This window comes from Pseudomonas sp. URMO17WK12:I6, from assembly GCF_003253625.1.
Classification (GTDB): domain Bacteria; phylum Pseudomonadota; class Gammaproteobacteria; order Pseudomonadales; family Pseudomonadaceae; genus Aquipseudomonas.
The window spans coordinates 202433-217876 of sequence record NZ_QKYZ01000006.1; the positions used below are offsets into that span (position 1 = coordinate 202433).

Annotated in this window: 15 protein-coding genes; 7 read left to right on the forward strand and 8 right to left on the reverse strand. The window is 60.2% G+C overall.

Features of this window, described 5'->3' with window-relative positions:
* Complete coding sequence (locus F475_RS13290) at positions 1–816, forward strand: gamma-carboxygeranoyl-CoA hydratase (RefSeq protein ID WP_007940935.1); 816 nt, start codon at positions 1–3, stop codon at positions 814–816.
* Entirely contained in the window at positions 816–2771 is a 1956-nt protein-coding gene (locus F475_RS13295; RefSeq protein ID WP_111454085.1) for an acetyl/propionyl/methylcrotonyl-CoA carboxylase subunit alpha, read from the forward strand. Before F475_RS13290 ends, F475_RS13295 begins: the two co-directional genes overlap by 1 nt.
* Positions 2772–2810: 39 nt before the next feature.
* Here F475_RS13295 and F475_RS13300 read toward each other — a convergent pair whose 3' ends face one another.
* Positions 2811–3476 (reverse strand): LexA family transcriptional regulator, encoded by a 666-nt coding sequence (locus tag F475_RS13300; RefSeq protein WP_018925457.1) that lies wholly within the window; start codon positions 3474–3476, stop codon positions 2811–2813.
* A gap of 129 nt (positions 3477–3605) precedes the next feature.
* Between F475_RS13300 and F475_RS13305 the strand changes: the two genes are divergently transcribed.
* Both F475_RS13305 and F475_RS13310 read left to right on the forward strand, forming a co-directional pair.
* Positions 3606–3947: a DUF6124 family protein gene (locus F475_RS13305; protein ID WP_018925456.1), complete on the forward strand. Its 342-nt coding sequence runs from the start codon at positions 3606–3608 to the stop codon at positions 3945–3947.
* A gap of 487 nt (positions 3948–4434) precedes the next feature.
* Complete coding sequence (locus tag F475_RS13310; protein ID WP_018925455.1) at positions 4435–5586, forward strand: M14-type cytosolic carboxypeptidase; 1152 nt, start codon at positions 4435–4437, stop codon at positions 5584–5586.
* Between the two features lie 62 nt (positions 5587–5648).
* Here the strand turns inward: F475_RS13310 and F475_RS13315 are convergent, their stop codons facing one another.
* Positions 5649–6095, reverse strand: a complete 447-nt coding sequence (locus F475_RS13315; RefSeq protein WP_111454173.1) for a helix-turn-helix domain-containing protein — start codon at positions 6093–6095, stop codon at positions 5649–5651.
* Between the two features lie 96 nt (positions 6096–6191).
* Here F475_RS13315 and F475_RS13320 point away from each other — a divergent pair, with 96 nt between their 5' ends.
* Positions 6192–7418 carry an MFS transporter gene (locus tag F475_RS13320; protein WP_111454086.1) on the forward strand — a complete coding sequence of 409 codons (1227 nt, stop codon included), beginning with the start codon at positions 6192–6194 and terminating at the stop codon, positions 7416–7418.
* Positions 7419–7519: 101 nt separating this feature from the next.
* Here the strand turns inward: F475_RS13320 and F475_RS13325 are convergent, their stop codons facing one another.
* From F475_RS13325 to F475_RS13345, 5 genes are all read right to left on the reverse strand, one after another.
* Positions 7520–8065: a cytochrome b gene (locus tag F475_RS13325; protein WP_018925452.1), complete on the reverse strand. Its 546-nt coding sequence runs from the start codon at positions 8063–8065 to the stop codon at positions 7520–7522.
* Positions 8062–9153: a catalase family peroxidase gene (locus tag F475_RS13330; protein ID WP_096479890.1), complete on the reverse strand. Its 1092-nt coding sequence runs from the start codon at positions 9151–9153 to the stop codon at positions 8062–8064. The genes F475_RS13325 and F475_RS13330 overlap by 4 nt, the downstream gene beginning before the upstream one ends.
* A gap of 122 nt (positions 9154–9275) precedes the next feature.
* Complete coding sequence (locus F475_RS13335; RefSeq protein ID WP_111454087.1) at positions 9276–10040, reverse strand: enoyl-CoA hydratase-related protein; 765 nt, start codon at positions 10038–10040, stop codon at positions 9276–9278.
* A 57-nt stretch (positions 10041–10097) separates the two neighbouring features.
* On the reverse strand, positions 10098–11432 hold the full coding sequence (locus F475_RS13340; RefSeq protein ID WP_018925449.1) for a membrane protein: 1335 nt from the start codon (positions 11430–11432) through the stop codon (positions 10098–10100).
* The gene (locus tag F475_RS13345; RefSeq protein WP_111454088.1) at positions 11429–12991 is read right to left on the reverse strand and encodes an amino acid adenylation domain-containing protein; all 1563 of its coding nucleotides are present in this window, start codon (positions 12989–12991) and stop codon (positions 11429–11431) included. The genes F475_RS13340 and F475_RS13345 overlap by 4 nt, the downstream gene beginning before the upstream one ends.
* Positions 12992–13285: 294 nt before the next feature.
* Between F475_RS13345 and F475_RS13350 the strand changes: the two genes are divergently transcribed.
* Complete coding sequence (locus F475_RS13350) at positions 13286–13792, forward strand: RNA polymerase sigma factor (protein ID WP_018925447.1); 507 nt, start codon at positions 13286–13288, stop codon at positions 13790–13792.
* Positions 13789–14541: an anti-sigma factor gene (locus F475_RS13355; RefSeq protein ID WP_111454089.1), complete on the forward strand. Its 753-nt coding sequence runs from the start codon at positions 13789–13791 to the stop codon at positions 14539–14541. The genes F475_RS13350 and F475_RS13355 overlap by 4 nt, the downstream gene beginning before the upstream one ends.
* Positions 14542–14553: 12 nt before the next feature.
* Here F475_RS13355 and F475_RS13360 read toward each other — a convergent pair whose 3' ends face one another.
* Entirely contained in the window at positions 14554–15390 is an 837-nt protein-coding gene (locus tag F475_RS13360) for an IclR family transcriptional regulator (RefSeq protein ID WP_018925445.1), read from the reverse strand.
* Positions 15391–15444 lie beyond the last annotated feature (54 nt).

Here is a 15444-nt window from a genome sequence, read left to right on the forward strand (position 1 = left end):
ATGAGCGACTTCAATACCCTTGAGCTGCAGACCGATCCCCGTGGTTTTGCCACCCTGTGGCTCAGCCGAGAAGAAAAGAACAACGCGTTCAACGCCGAAATGATCCGCGAACTGATCCTCGCGCTGGATAAAGTGTCGAGCGATGCCAGCCTGCGTTTTCTGCTGATCCGTGGGCGCGGCAAGCATTTCAGCGCCGGTGCCGATCTGGCCTGGATGCAGCAATCGGCCGAACTCGATTACCACACCAACCTTGATGACGCCCGGGAACTGGCGGAGTTGATGTACAACCTCGCCAAACTGAAAGTCCCGACGCTGGCCGTGGTGCAGGGCGCGGCATTTGGCGGTGCACTGGGCCTGATCAGTTGCTGCGACATGGCGATTGGCGCCGACGACGCGCAGTTCTGCCTGTCGGAAGTGCGCATCGGCCTGGCGCCAGCGGTCATCAGCCCGTTCGTGGTGCAAGCCATTGGCGAGCGTGCGGCGCGGCGTTATGCCTTGACTGCCGAACGTTTCGGCGGGCAACGGGCTCGGGAAATCGGCCTGTTGTCAGAGAGCTATCCGATGGCTGAGCTGGAGCAGAAAGTCGATCAGTGGATCGACAATCTACTGCTCAACAGCCCGGCAGCCATGCGCGCCAGCAAGGATCTGCTGCGTGAAGTCGGCAACGGCGCGCTGACTCCGGCGCTGCGCCGCTACACCGAGAATGCCATCGCCCGAATTCGCGTCAGCCCGGAAGGCCAGGAAGGCCTGCGCGCCTTCCTGCAAAAACGTTCGCCCACCTGGCAAGCCGAAATCACCCTCAAGGAGCCGCGTTGATGAGCGCACCTGTTCTCACCACCCTGCTGGTGGCCAACCGTGGCGAAATCGCCTGCCGGGTGATGCGCACCGCCAAGGCTCTGGGCCTGACCACTGTGGCCGTGCACAGCGCCACCGACCGTGACGCCCGGCACAGCCGCGAAGCGGATATCCGCGTCGACCTGGGCGGCAGCAAAGCCGCCGACAGTTACCTGCAAATCGACAAACTGATCGCCGCCGCGAAAGCCAGCGGTGCTCAGGCGATTCATCCCGGTTATGGTTTTCTCTCGGAAAACGCCGGATTCGCCCGGGCGATCGAGGCGGCGGGCCTGATTTTCCTCGGCCCGCCCGCCTCGGCCATCGACGCCATGGGCAGCAAGTCCGCGGCCAAAGCCTTGATGGAAACCGCCGGTGTGCCGCTGGTGCCCGGCTATCACGGCGAAGCCCAAGACCTCGACACCTTCCGCGATGCCTGCGAACGCATCGGTTATCCGGTGTTACTCAAGGCCACGGCGGGCGGCGGCGGCAAAGGCATGAAAGTGGTCGAGGACGTCAGCCAACTGGCCGAAGCCCTGGCCTCGGCGCAGCGTGAAGCACAATCGTCGTTCGGCGATTCGCGGATGTTGGTCGAGAAATACCTGCTCAAGCCACGTCACGTGGAAATCCAGGTGTTCGCCGACCAGCATGGCAATTGTCTGTACCTCAACGAGCGTGACTGCTCGATTCAGCGTCGGCATCAGAAAGTCGTCGAAGAAGCACCCGCTCCAGGCCTGACCCCGCAATTGCGTCGGGCCATGGGCGAAGCCGCCGTACGCTCGGCTCAAGCGATCGGCTATGTGGGCGCCGGCACCGTGGAGTTTTTGCTGGATGCGCGCGGTGAGTTCTTCTTCATGGAAATGAACACGCGCCTGCAAGTCGAACACCCGGTGACCGAGGCCATTACCGGCCTCGACCTGGTGGCCTGGCAAATTCGTGTAGCCCGCGGCGAAGCGCTGCCGATGACACAGGATCAGGTGCCGCTGATCGGCCATGCGATCGAAGTGCGGTTGTACGCCGAAGACCCGGGCAACGATTTTCTGCCGGCCACCGGGCGCCTGGCGTTGTACCGCGAATCCGCCGAAGGGCCGGGGCGTCGTGTGGACAGTGGCGTCGAAGAAGGCGACGAGATTTCGCCGTTCTACGACCCGATGCTTGGCAAGCTGATTGCCTGGGGCGAAGACCGTGAACAGGCGCGGCTGCGATTGCTGAGCATGCTCGAGGAGTTTGCCATTGGCGGGCTGAAGACCAACATCAACTTCCTGCACCGGATCATCGGCCACCCGGCGTTTGCCGCCGCCGAACTGGATACCGGGTTCATTCCGCGTTATCAGGAGCAACTGCTGCCAGCACCTTCGCCGCTCAGTGATGAGTTCTGGCAAGCGGCGGCCCAGGCGTTTGCGCAAAGTCAGCCGGCTGTTTTACGCGCCGATGATCCGAGTTCGCCGTGGGCCTTCAACAATGGTTTCCGTGCCGGATTGCCGACAGAAATCACCCTGCATTTGAGTTGCGAAGGGCAAGACCGGGCGCTGACCCTGGGCGATGCCGACGCGCATACCGCACGGCTCAAGGGTGAATACCTGCTGACCGAGCACAGCGGTTTGCGCCGCCAACACCGGGCCATCCGCCGTGGCGATGCGCTGTATCTGCAATGGGACGGCGAGCTGCGCCGCATCGAGTCGTATGACCCGATCGGCGCCGTCGAAGCCAGTCACAGCCATCAAGGCGGGCTTACCGCGCCCATGAACGGCAGCATCGTGCGGGTGTTGGTGGAGGCCGGGCAAACGGTCGAAGCCGGGGCGCAACTGGTGGTGCTGGAAGCGATGAAAATGGAGCACAGCATTCGCGCGCCCCACACCGGGGTAATCAAGGCGTTGTATTGCCAGGAAGGCGAAATGGTCAGCGAAGGCAGTGCGTTGGTGGAGTTGGAGCAAGCGTGAAATGAAGATCGGTCCTACGCGTTGCGAGGACCGATCCGATTAGAATTTGGCAGTTGCCTGAACCACCACGCCGATGATTCGGCATTCCTCGGTGTAAAGGGCTTTCGGATACGTCGGATTGAGCGGGACCAGGTAACGCTGCCCGCCCTCTTCGATCAGTTTGCGAAAGACCGCCTCGGCGCTGCCGGGCCATTGGGCGATCACCAGTTTGCCAGGCTCCGGCACGATCGCCGGGTCGACCAGAATCAGCATGCCCTCGGCAATGCTCGCTCCCGTAGGGGCGGTCATCGCATCGCCGACCACCACCAGCCAGAACGCCGCGCCCTGTGCGTGGTAATCGGACAGCTCGAAACGTGGCTTGCTGACAGCCAGCGAAGTACCGTAGGTCGATAGCTCGCCGTCGCGCACCTCCCCGGTTTCCCGCCAGTCACTGACCGGGTAGCGAAAGTACGGGTTGTACTTTTGCGCCAGGGAGATCTCCTCATCCTCTGAGGGAAGCGGCTCCCTGATCACCATCGCCACTTCCAGATAGTCCATGCCGAGCGCCCGCAAGACGCGATTCATCTCTGCGATGCCGGGCTGACGACGTTTATTGAGCCAGTGGCCGACGCCACCCTGGGACATCCCGATGCGCTCGGCGAGTATTTCTTGAGTGACTTTGAGTTCACTCATTTTGGCCTTGACCAATTCAATCCATTTATCCATGTGCGGCACGATACGTGGGGTACTCCGACCATCAAAACACAAATTGTAGTATTTAAATTAAAGAAACAAATACAGTAAGTACTAAGCTGGGCTCACGGATTTGAATTTCTCACGGAGCTCGCCATCGTCATGACCATCCCCAGCAATACCCTGCCCGACATGCAAATCGACACCAGCCTCACCTCGCCAAAAGGCTCTGCCGCGGCGCAGCGCGCACTGGACTATTACTTGAAACCAGCTGTGTCAGAAGTAGCCAGCGAAGAACGTTTCTTTGATGTGAACCGTAACATCAGCAGCGAAGAGGCGCTGGTCCATGCTTCGGATCTGCTGCGGTGCGCCGTTGCCACCGCGCATGAGTCAGCCAACCAACTGCAGGGCGCAAGCCGGGATCTGGCGTTTTCGACGGTGCACATGATCGACATGGCCAAGGCGATGGTCGAACGGGCCCTGGAGGGCAATCAGAACAATTGAGGCGGGAGCGCATTGGAGGAGGACAGGAAAATTTTTCCAATCGCGCAGGTAGAAACATTTGACTTGCAAATGATAATGATTATTATTGCATCAACTGGTCGCGAGATCAGTCGATAGGCCAAGAGACCTTAGGTCGGACTCCTGGACTATCTCCTCATCAGGCTAATCACGGTTTTTGACCCGGCTTTTTGCCGGGTCTTTTTTTTGCCAGTCAGGCTGGCTTTGGCTTCAGGCTAATGAAGTCTGTAGGTGCTGCAAAATTCGATTGGCGCGGATGATATCAAAAGAATATCTACTGCCAAGAGAAGCCCGGCAGCACTGGGCCAAACTAACGAAAAATAGCACTTGAGAATCAATTGCGCAGTCTCTAAGCTGCATCGGCGTCAAGGAGGACGCCCCCCCTTTTACCCCCCCGTAATTTCCCCCCGGTTTCTCCCCCTCTTGCGTGTAAAGTAGCAGCCATAAAAATCGTATTCAGGAATTGATTATGGCCGGGGCTAAATCTTCTTTCGACATCAGCGCTAACTTCGACAGCGGCAACATTGATGTGCTGGACATCAGCAATCCTCTGCAAGCATTGCTGGCCATCAGGCCAGACACTCGCAGCCAGCATTTCCAGTGGTTCCATTTCAAGGCCAGCGGCCTGCATGTGGGTCAGGAGCATTGGTTTCGTCTGAACAACGCCAGCAAATCCTCATACAACAAGGCCTGGGATGGTTATCAGGCGGTGGCGTCCTACGACCACGTCAACTGGTTCCGGGTGCCGACCATCTTCGAAGGCGACTGCCTGCGTTTCAGCCTTGAAGCCACTGCCACCCATGCCTGGTTCGCCTACTTCGAACCCTACAGCCGTGGCCGTCACGACTGGCTGATCGAACAGGCACTGACCAAGGCCGGCACCGAACTGTTGGCCACCGGCAAGAGCGTTGAAGGTCGTGACATCCAGTTGTTGCGCAAAGGAACTGGCGGCGAAGGCCAGCGCAAGGTCTGGATCATTGCCCAGCAACACCCCGGCGAACACATGGCCGAATGGTTCATGGAAGGCGTGATCGAACGCCTGGAAAAACATGACGACCCGGTGCTGAATAAGCTCCTGGCCAGCGCCGACCTGTACCTGGTGCCGAACATGAACCCGGACGGCGCCTTCCACGGTCATTTGCGCACCAATGCCATGGGCCAGGACCTGAATCGCGCCTGGCAGAACGCCAGCCAGGAAATCAGCCCGGAAGTGCTGTTCGTTCAGCAGCAAATGGAAAAGTATGGCGTCGACCTGTTCCTCGACATCCATGGCGATGAAGAAATTCCCTACGTGTTCACCGCCGGTTGCGAAGGCAACCCCGGCTATACACCGCGGATCGAAAAACTCGAAGAGCGCTTCCGCAGCCATCTGAAGCACCTGACCAAGGACTTTCAGACCAAACACGGCTACACCCGCGACGAACCGGGCAAAGCCAACATGACCCTGGCCTGCAACAGCGTCGGTCAGAAGTTCGACTGCCTGTCCTTTACCATTGAAATGCCCTTCAAGGACAACAACGACGCGCCGAATGCGCTGACTGGCTGGTCTGGCAAGCGTTCGAAACAGTTGGGCAAGGATGTGCTGACGACCATTGCCGACATGGTCGATACCTTGCGCTGATCACCCTTGGACAAAAGATCGCAGCCTTCGCAGCTCCTGCAAGGCTGCGATTTTTTGATGTTTTACTCAGCCGGGATCCGCACACAATCCTGGTGCCCCAACAGCCGCCCATCCTCGGCGCGCAATTCCAGCGGCCGCACCGGTCGACCGTTCTCACGATCGACAACCTGCGAATGCGCCTCCCCCGCCTCATAGAAAAACGCCTCGCCCCACTGCCGCAACCCGATGATTAACGGGAACAAGCCTTGGCCCTTCTCCGTCAGCACATATTCCTGATACGCGCTGCCATCCGACGCCGGCACCAGATCGAAAATCCCGTGGGCCACTAATGTGCGCAGGCGTGCCGAAAGAATGTTCTTGGCCATGCCCAGATTGCGCTGGAACTCACCGAAGCGTCGCAGGCCATCGAACGCATCGCGCACAATCAATAGCGACCACCAATCCCCAATCGCATCCAGTGAACGGGCGACCGGGCATTCGGCGCCTTCCATGCTTGTACGTTTAACCATGACCGCGTCCGCCGGCAACCAATGTGGTTGCAATATAAAACCAGACTCCTTACCGTACAACTGGTTTTATATTGAAACCACACAAGGAAGCCTGTGATGAAACCTGACCACCCGTTAAGCGGCGCCGTGGTGCTGCTGTTTGCCGTCGCCTGCGGCCTGGCCGTCGGCAATGTGTATTACGCACAACCATTGCTCGATGCCATGGCCGAAGCCTTCGCCATGGACCCGGCAACCATCGGTATCGTCATCACCCTCACTCAGATCGGTTATGGCGTGGGCCTGTTGTTGCTGGTCCCTCTGGGGGATCTGCTCAACCGCCGCCGATTGATCGTCTTGCAAACCCTGCTGTCGGCACTGGCCTTGTTGATGATTGCGTTAGCCCCGAGCAGCACCTGGCTGTTGCTCGGCATGGCGCTGACCGGGTTACTGGCGGTCGTGACGCAAGTCCTGGTGGCCTACGCCGCGATGCTGGCCATCCCGGCGCAACGTGGACGTGTGGTAGGCGTGATCACCAGCGGCATTGTCGTCGGCATTCTGTTGGCACGAACGGTGGCCGGCGGCATGGCCGACCTGGCTGGTTGGCGTTCGATTTATCTGCTGTCCGCCGGGTTGACCCTGGTGATGGCGCTGCTGTTGTTTCGTGTGCTGCCCAGGCGCGAAGACGCGCGACCGGATAGCGCTTACGGCGCGTTGATCGGCTCAGTCTTCACGTTGTTCAAGGAAGAACCGGTGTTGCGTCAACGGGCCATCCTTGCCCTGCTGACGTTCGCCAGCGCCATGGTGCTGTGGACCCCTTTGGTATTGCCGTTGAGCGCCCCGCCGCTTTCACTGTCCCACACCGAAATCGGACTGTTCGGGCTGGCCGGGGCTGCCGGCGCACTGGCCGCTGCTCGCGCCGGGCATCTGGCCGATCGTGGCCTGGGTCAATGGACCAGCGGACTGTCGTTGTTGCTGATGCTCGCCTCATGGCTGCCCATCGCCCTCACTCAATCCTCGCTGTGGGCGCTGCTGCTCGGGGTGATTACGCTGGATCTGGGTTTGCAGGCCGTCCATGTCACCAGCCAGAGCATGATCTACAGCGTGCGCCCCGAAGCGCAAAGCCGACTCACCGCCGGCTACATGCTGTTCTATTCGATCGGCAGCGCCTTAGGCTCTATCGGTTCGACGGCGATGTATGCCTGGGGCGGCTGGATCGCGGTGTGCTGGCTGGGTGCGGGCATCAACGCCGTAGCGTTGATCTATTGGTGGCTGACGCTGGCCACCAAAACACCCAACACCTGTGGCGAGGGAGCTTGCTCCCGCTCGGCTGCGCAGCAGTCGTAAATCGGTCAGACGCAGGAGCGTCTGACCAACCGCATTTGGGGCTGCGTTGCAGCCCCACGGGGGCAAGCCCCCCTCGCCACAGTTATCGGCAGTCCCCCGACTCACCCACGGTCCCTGCCCCGCAACATGCTGTCCAGCACCTCATCGCGGCGCACCCAACCGTGAAACAACGCCGCCGCCAGGTGCAGCAGCACGGTCAGGAACAATAGATACGCCAGATACCTATGTGCCTTGCGCAGGAAGGCAAACACCTGCGCATTCGCCGGCAGGATCGACGGCAGTTGCAACGAGCTGCTGAGCATCACCGGATCGCCAGCCGCCGATATCATCGCCCAGCCCAGCAGCGGCAAAATCAGCATCAAGGCGTACAGCAAGACATGCGAAGCCTTCGCCGCGAGCACTTGCCAACCCGGCAAGTCCGCCGGCAGCGGTGGTTGCCGGGTCGAAAAACGCACGGCCAGACGCACGACCACCAACAGCAGAATGGCGATGCCCAACGGTTTGTGCAGGTGGATCAGCCACTCGTGACGCTCGGACACCGAGGCCACCATGCCGGCGCCGATGAATAGCATCGCGATGATCATCAGCGCCATCAGCCAATGCAGTAGCCGCGCCAAGGGAGCGAAATGGTTCGGTTGAGCGCTCATTGATGAGCCTCCTGCTTGGCGTTAGGCAACTGATTCACTTCGCTGGTGCGACGCAGATAGGAATTGGCATAGCCCGCTGAACGAGCGGCGAGCAGCGGGTCGTCGGAGCCTTCGATACCGCTGGGCAATACCAGTGGGTCGTAGTTGATGTCACGGCACTCGCCATTGAGTTGTGGCTGGGTGCTTTCGAGCACCAGAGTGCCGGCGTTCACAACTTTTCGGTCGCCGGGCCAGGCCTTGCTCGCGTCGTTGACCGGGTCCCCAGAGTTCGCCAGGGTGATGTTCAACTGCCAACGCAGCGGTCCGGCGGACAAACGCTGAACCAGATCCTTCTCCAGAAAGTCAGCGCCCTCCGGTGCCGTCGCGCCCGCCGCATCCTGAGCAACCGGGGTCATGCTCCAACGCACCGCTTGCCGCTGCCCCGCTGCGTTCACCAGGTAAAACGCATTGACGCTGTTATACGTCTCGGTCGCATAACTGGCAGAAGGTTTGGCAGTCTTGATCCAGGCAAGAAACGGCGCGGCTTCCGGGTGAGAACCGAAGAACGCCGGCACCGCCGCAGGATTCGGTTTGCCGGTGGCCGGGTCCGGTGACTGCGCCTGTTGCAGCTGATAGAACGCCTCGGGCGTGCCCACCGGGAACACCGGCATGCTGTTCATCCCGGTGCGCCACTGCTGACCGTTGGCCTGGGTAAAGCGCAACGCCAGGCTGCGGATCGGCACGCTGTTGTCCGGTGCGTAAGGGTTGCCGGCAGGCAGCGCGAAACGCCCGACCACCGGGGTCCGCGCTTCATTGAACACTTGGGCGCTGGAATACTCGCGCACCTGGCCGCTGCTCTCGAAATGCCCGATAACGCACACCCCTTTGGCGTGGTTACGACGGAACCCCGGGTGCACGCCGTTGTTTTTCTCCAGCACATTGATCAACGCTTTCGGCGTCAGGCGCTGTGGGTCGAGTGTGCCGTTGACGTAGGCAAAAGCCCCGGCCAGCGCGGCGACCACCACGGCAATGCCGGTCAGGCGCAACGTCAGGCTCGCGGTGCTCAGGGGCGGCCGAGACGGCCCTGTTGTAGATGAGCGATCAACCATGAAAGTCTCCGGGGCCATAGGCCACAGGGGGAAAGAGCTATGAGACGAACGTCACGTAGGATTATTCCCCCTGAACTGTAGTTTCTTTCAAAGCACCGCTAGCGACGAATCCTCAAGGTTGGTCAAACCGGGTTAAAACTCGGCTCACGCTTCTGCAAAAAAGCCTGCATACCTTCCTGTTGCCCCTGCGTGGCAAACAAACCATGAAACACTCTTCGCTCGAAAAGAAGGCCATCGCGCAATCCTGACTCCAGTGCCCGGTCCACTGCTTCTCGCGCAGCGAGTGTGGCGGTTTTGGCGAAACCGGCAATGATCTGCGCTGCGGCCAAGGATTGCTCCAGCAGATCGCTGGCAACGATGACCCGCGACACCAATCCTGCCCGCTCGGCCTCTTCGGCCGACATCGAGCGTCCGGTCAAAATCATGTCCATTGCCTTCGACTTGCCGATCAGGCGCGTGAGACGTTGGGTCCCGCCCATTCCAGGCATCACCCCCAACCTGATTTCCGGTTGTCCAAAACGAGCGTTATCGGCAGCAAAGATCAGATCGCACATCATGGCCAACTCACAGCCGCCACCGTATGCATAACCGGCAACAGCGGCCAGCTTGGGCGTACGCAACGCGGCAAAGGCTTCCCAATCGGCGAAATAATCCTCATGGACCATGTCCAGGTAAGATTTTCCGTACATCTCCTTGATGTCGGCACCCGCCGCAAAAAAATCCGCTGTCCCGGTGATCACGAAACAGCCGACTCCGGGGTCGCGGTCCAGCGGTTGCAAGGTGTCCAGCAGTTCGCGCATCAGGGCCGAACTCAAAGCATTCCTGGTCTGCGGCCGATTAAGACGAATCAATACGACTCGATCATGACGTTCGATCAATGTGTGCATGGTGATCTCATTAAATAGATGTGAAATGTTTGAATGAAAAAACGCTCTTGGCACACTTCAGGAATCCCAGATTGCGCCATACGCCGGAATGCCCCGCCCCTCCATTTCCTCAACCACTCGCTGGGTGAGCGTCTGGTTCGAAATGCAGATCACCGCCTCGGCACCGAACGAGCAAACCGCGTCATAAGCCAGTTGCACAAGGTCTGGCTTGCCGAGCACATCGGTGTCCCAGATCAAGGCATCAGGATTGGCCCGCAGGATCTCTTCCACCAGTTCGTCACCGTAGGTTTTTCGCGGGCTGCGGGTCGACCAGACCAGCCGTATCGGTACTTGCCTGGCCAACAAATGGGGCAACACCGGGCCGATGCCGCTGCCCGTGGCGATGTACACCACCGATTTGAACAGGGTTTCGATGTGCGCCACGCCAGCGGTGGTAATGCCTTTGACCCAGACATGCGTCGGCATTTGCTCGATGAACTCGCCGGTCCAATCACCTGCCCGGGAAATGATCAGGCGAAAACCCGCTTCACCCGGTGCGGGAATATTGGCAAAGGAATGCCACTCCATCAGCGGGTTGAGACTGATGGCGTTGGAGGAGCCGGCAAACGGCGTGACATGGTCAAAACGGGCTATTACCGCATGAGAAGAAGGCCTGATCAGTTGCACCGGCACTTTGCGCAGACGAAACCATGGCAAGGCGATGCTGAACGTCAGCACAATCAGCATCCAGAATGCCACCGACGTCGACAGCGCCTCGCTCACGGAGGCCTGCGGGTTCTGGTCCCGGGTAAACAGAACGCTCCATACCCAGAACAGGGCAAGTGCGGTCCACCCACCAAAGCGGTGCATTCGCTCGAAGCCGTTGTGAAAACGCCCGCGAATCCGCGGGTGAGCCATGACGGCCACCAACAGCAAGATCCCCAGCAACCCGGTGCTCACCCCGAGCAGCGCCAGGGAAACGCCGCCCAAGCTTTCAGTCCAATGCCAGGCCAGGGAGCCGATCAACACCGCGAACCAGCCAATCGCCGCCAGCGCCCCGCCACTGTGCAAGCCGCCAAAGTGGTAAACCTTGGCCAGTGAGCGGCGTATCGCAAGCGGCCAGGAAGTGGGCGCCCGGGTTGCCAGCCAGAACAGCAGATTGATGATGTATTGCTGGCGAATCAAAATCGCCAGCGACAGATTCGCCACCACCAATCCCGACAGCGCCTCAAGGACTATCCCCGTGGATGTCCACCACTGCCCGGCGGTCAACCCATGCGCCAGTGCCGCGATATTGAGTGCAAGCACCAGCGCTACGAGGCGGTTGTAATGCGAGAATATCGGCAACGTCCCCAATCGCCGCCACAGCACGCGCTTGACCGGCAGCGCGGTATCCGGATTCCCCCCCTTCATGCGCCCACCCCTTGCCGGGTCGTCGCGTCGGCCTGGTGCGTCATCGCCCACTCCAGCAGCAAGCGTTTGTCGACCTTGCCGCGTGAGGTCAGCGGAATGTGCTCCACAGCGAGGATCAGCGAAGGGACGCAATAGTAGGCAAGCCGCTCTTCACAGCGCCGTCTTGCATCATCGATGTCCGTGGTAACGGGATAGACGAAGGCCACCAGATGGCGACTGTCGAGTTTCAACGTGACCGCCCGCTCGCAGCGATCAGATGACTCCAGAGCCGCAGAAACAGAGTCGAGCTCCACCCGAAACCCTCTGACCTTGACCTGATCATCGACACGTCCCAGGTGTTCAAGTTCGCCGTTCACTGTCCAGCGCCCCAGATCACGTGTGCGAAACATCATCCGGCCCTGCCCCAGAAACGGATCGGGCCGATAGCGTTCGGCGGTCAGCGTCGGGTTACTCAAATAACCGGCGGTCACACAGTCGCCGCCAGCCCACATCTCACCTTGCTCACCCGCCTGACAGAGCTGGCCCGCCTCATCCAGCACGTACACCGTGTTGTTGGGCGTGGGTTTGCCGATCGTCAATGCACCTGCGCCCCTGTAATGCTGCATGGTGTTGACGATCGTGGTTTCGGTCGGGCCGCAGGCATTGTAAAAAGTGCAGAACGAGGACCAGCGATCAGCCAGGGGCTGAGGGCAAGGCTCCCCGGCAAGGGCCACGACCTTGACTTGCTGACAACGCAATGGATCGAGTGTGCCGAGTATCGAAGGTGTAGCGATCAGCACGTCGCATTGTTCGGCCGTCTGGGCGATGTCCTTGCCACGGATCATCAAGGTCGCACCATGAGCCAGACACCCGAGTATTTCCCAGGCCGCCATGTCAAAGGCGATGTTAAGTATCTGTCCGACCTTGAGCCCAGGCCGCATGCCGAGATTGCCAGGGGCTGTCAGCAAAATATTGCACACATTGCGGTGGGTCACCCGAACCCCATTGGGCAGGCCGGTGGTGCCGGAGGTAAACAGCACGAAACACAACCGGTCCGGGGTCGATGACAGCGAACAGGCCACATTCAGGTCATCAGCGGGTGTTGACGCAACCTCCATGAACTCATCGAGGCAAATGCAGTGTTGCTGCGACGTCAGGGGAATTCGCGACTCGAGGCTCGACAGTGTCAGCACCACCCGCGTCGAGGCCACGTCCATGATGTGGCGCAATTGCGCGGTGGGAGTAATCCCTACGTGCTGAGGGATGTAGGCAGCACCCACTTTCAATGCGGCCAACATTCCCGCCAGCATCGGGATCGAACGCTCCACAAACAAGGCCACGTGATCGCCCGGGGCGACGCCCTGCTGACGCAACAGCGTGGCCAGTCGGTTGGCCTGCCGGTTCAGTTCACCGTAGGTGATGGCTTCGCCCTCACAATGGGCGGCAATGTCCTGAGGTCTGGCGGCGGCTTGCGCCTCGATGGCGTGATGGATCAGAAGATACTCAGGCTCAACCGTCGGCCCACGACCGAACTGCGGCCACACGTCATGGGTGTTGTTGTCCGGAAGCAGCGAACACATCGATGCCGACTCAAGGGAAATTTTGCACTCTTGCATGTTAAAAATTCTCTTCAGGCTCAATATTTACGTTCAAGCACGGGTGGTTCTGCGCAGCCTGGTGAGAGGCTGGGCTGACTGCCTGAGCTTGCTGCATGGGTTGAGCCGCGAAGTTCGATGCCATTACATGGATTACAAACCCCTCAGAAATCTCCTACACAAATAAGTAATGGTTTTCCCCGACGAAGGAATAAACCACAGTGGCCGGCGTCCTTCTTGTCAGTGCCATTCATCACAGCCAGAGAACACGCCATTTCCATGAACAACATCGACGGACAATTGCGTGAAATCATTCCCAGGCTGCGGCGCTTCGCCGTATCGTTGACGCGCAACCCCAGCAGCGCCGACGATCTGGTGCAGGCAAGCCTGGAACGAGCGCTGTCGAATTGGAGCGCTAAACGTCCGGAGGGCGACCTGCGGGCCTGGCTGTTTTCGATTCTTTATCGGCAGTTTCTCGACGCCCACCGCCGATCCCGGCGGTATGCGCGGATGCTTGAATTCTTTACCGGGCGAGACGATGCGCAGCCTTCGGTAGAGCGCACGGTAATCGCCCAGTCGACCCTGCAAGCCTTCGATCAGCTCAACACCGAACAGCGCGCGCTGCTGCTCTGGGTGTCGGTCGAAGGCATGAGTTACAAGGAGGTCGCCGAGATTCTCGACGTCCCCATCGGCACCGTGATGTCACGCCTGTCCCGCGCGCGTCAGGCCTTGCGCCAGCTCAGCGACGGCGAAATCACCCGCCCTTCCCTGCGGAGACTCAAATGATCAGCCTGCCTCCCAACGAGCGTGACCTGCACGCCTACGTCGATCACCAACTCAGCGATGCCGACCGACATCAAGTGGAAATTTATCTGGCCGGCAACGCCGAAGTGGCCGCACAAGTACGCGCCTGGCAGCAAGACGCCCAACAATTGCGCGCAGCCCTGAGCGGCGCCTTGCAGCAACCGGCCAACCCGCAACTTGACCCGGCGCTGATTCGCCAGCGCCTCAAACGCCAGTCGCGCCGTCAACTGGCCAGTGCCGCGGTGTTGTTGATTGCGGTCAGCGTCGGCGGATTGGGCGGTTGGCACGCGCGGGAGATGACTCTGGTCAGCCCCCCACTGCCGATGGCCGATGCGATGCAGGCCTACCGACTGATTGCCCAGCAAGGCATCCTGCCGGCGGATTACCAAGTCAGCGACGAGGGCGATATGCAAGGCTGGCTCGACCGCTATTTCAGCCAGGCCCATCGCCTGCCGAACTTGGCGGGGGCTGGTTACAAACCGGTCAGCGGCCGTTTACTCAGTACCGAACAAGGGCCGGCAGCGATGGTGGTCTACGAAGATCAGGGCGGCCACAAAGTCAGCTTTTACGTCCGTCCGCCGGGACCGAAAAACTTCCTCCTGCCCCGCGGCAGCCGCAGCGACGGCGAACTGCAGGCCGAGTATTGGTCGGATGCCGGGTACAACTACGCGCTGGTCAGCCCGAGTGACACACCGGCGGCGCAGATGCTCAAGCAGACACTGAAGTTCTGATCCGGGTTGTGGTCACCCCTGCCCAAACACCTGCGAAGGCCTGCGCAACAGCGGGTCGAACGGGTTGATCCGCGGCCCGATCAACGCCGCTTCGCGCTTGAGCATTTCCACCACGGTCGGCAAACGATCCGGCCCCAGGCGATCACTGATCGTGGCTACGCTCAACGCCGCCACCGCCCGGCCGTCGCGATCGAGGATCGGCACGGCCACGCCGGCCATGCCCTGCAACACGCCGGTGTTGCGCCCGGCGTACCCGAGCGCGCGCACATTCTCGACTTCCGAGCGCAGGAACACTTCGTCATACAGGTGAAAGTCCTTGAGCCGCGGCAAGTTGTAGTGAATCACCGTGTCGCGTTCCTCTTGCGGCAGGAATGCCAGAATCGCCAGGCTGCCCTGACCCACGCCGAGCGCCACCCGCCCGCCGATGTCACCGGTAAATGTGCGGATCGGAAACGGCCCTTCACTGCGGTCCAGACAGATCGCATCAAAGCCACTGCGCGCCAGCAAAAACAGCGAATCGCCCAGCGATGCCGATAACCGCAGCAATGCCGGCCGCGCCAGTTCGCGCAGGTTGTTGGTATTGCCGGCGCGGGCCGCCAAGGCAAAAAACTCCAGGCTCAGGCGATAGCGTTTGCTGCGGGCGTCCTGCTCGACCATGCCCTCGTCCATCAGGCTGCGCAGCAAGCGGTGGGTAGTCGGTTGCGACAAACCGATGCGCTGCGCCAGTTGCGTCACGCGTTCGCCGCCCTCGACGGTGTCACCCAGGCTGCGCAGCACCGCAAACAGCCTTGAGACCGCACCGACACCGACTTCATTTTTGTTTTCATTCCGATCAGTGGAATCTGACATTTGATTTCTCATCAATAAATTTACTCACTGAATAAAACTGAAAATAGTCATCGC

Coding starts and splice junctions, on each gene's coding strand:
- F475_RS13300 (WP_018925457.1), bottom strand. CDS start 3,476: ATGGATAAATGGATTGAATTGGTCAAGGCCAAAATGAGTGAACTCAAA.
- F475_RS13355 (WP_111454089.1), top strand. CDS start 13,789: ATGATCAGCCTGCCTCCCAACGAGCGTGACCTGCACGCCTACGTCGAT.
- F475_RS13295 (WP_111454085.1), top strand. CDS start 816: ATGAGCGCACCTGTTCTCACCACCCTGCTGGTGGCCAACCGTGGCGAA.
- F475_RS13360 (WP_018925445.1), bottom strand. CDS start 15,390: ATGTCAGATTCCACTGATCGGAATGAAAACAAAAATGAAGTCGGTGTC.
- F475_RS13335 (WP_111454087.1), bottom strand. CDS start 10,040: ATGCACACATTGATCGAACGTCATGATCGAGTCGTATTGATTCGTCTT.
- F475_RS13330 (WP_096479890.1), bottom strand. CDS start 9,153: ATGGTTGATCGCTCATCTACAACAGGGCCGTCTCGGCCGCCCCTGAGC.
- F475_RS13305 (WP_018925456.1), top strand. CDS start 3,606: ATGACCATCCCCAGCAATACCCTGCCCGACATGCAAATCGACACCAGC.
- F475_RS13340 (WP_018925449.1), bottom strand. CDS start 11,432: ATGAAGGGGGGGAATCCGGATACCGCGCTGCCGGTCAAGCGCGTGCTG.
- F475_RS13350 (WP_018925447.1), top strand. CDS start 13,286: ATGAACAACATCGACGGACAATTGCGTGAAATCATTCCCAGGCTGCGG.
- F475_RS13310 (WP_018925455.1), top strand. CDS start 4,435: ATGGCCGGGGCTAAATCTTCTTTCGACATCAGCGCTAACTTCGACAGC.
- F475_RS13290 (WP_007940935.1), top strand. CDS start 1: ATGAGCGACTTCAATACCCTTGAGCTGCAGACCGATCCCCGTGGTTTT.
- F475_RS13320 (WP_111454086.1), top strand. CDS start 6,192: ATGAAACCTGACCACCCGTTAAGCGGCGCCGTGGTGCTGCTGTTTGCC.
- F475_RS13315 (WP_111454173.1), bottom strand. CDS start 6,095: ATGGTTAAACGTACAAGCATGGAAGGCGCCGAATGCCCGGTCGCCCGT.
- F475_RS13325 (WP_018925452.1), bottom strand. CDS start 8,065: ATGAGCGCTCAACCGAACCATTTCGCTCCCTTGGCGCGGCTACTGCAT.
- F475_RS13345 (WP_111454088.1), bottom strand. CDS start 12,991: ATGTGTTCGCTGCTTCCGGACAACAACACCCATGACGTGTGGCCGCAG.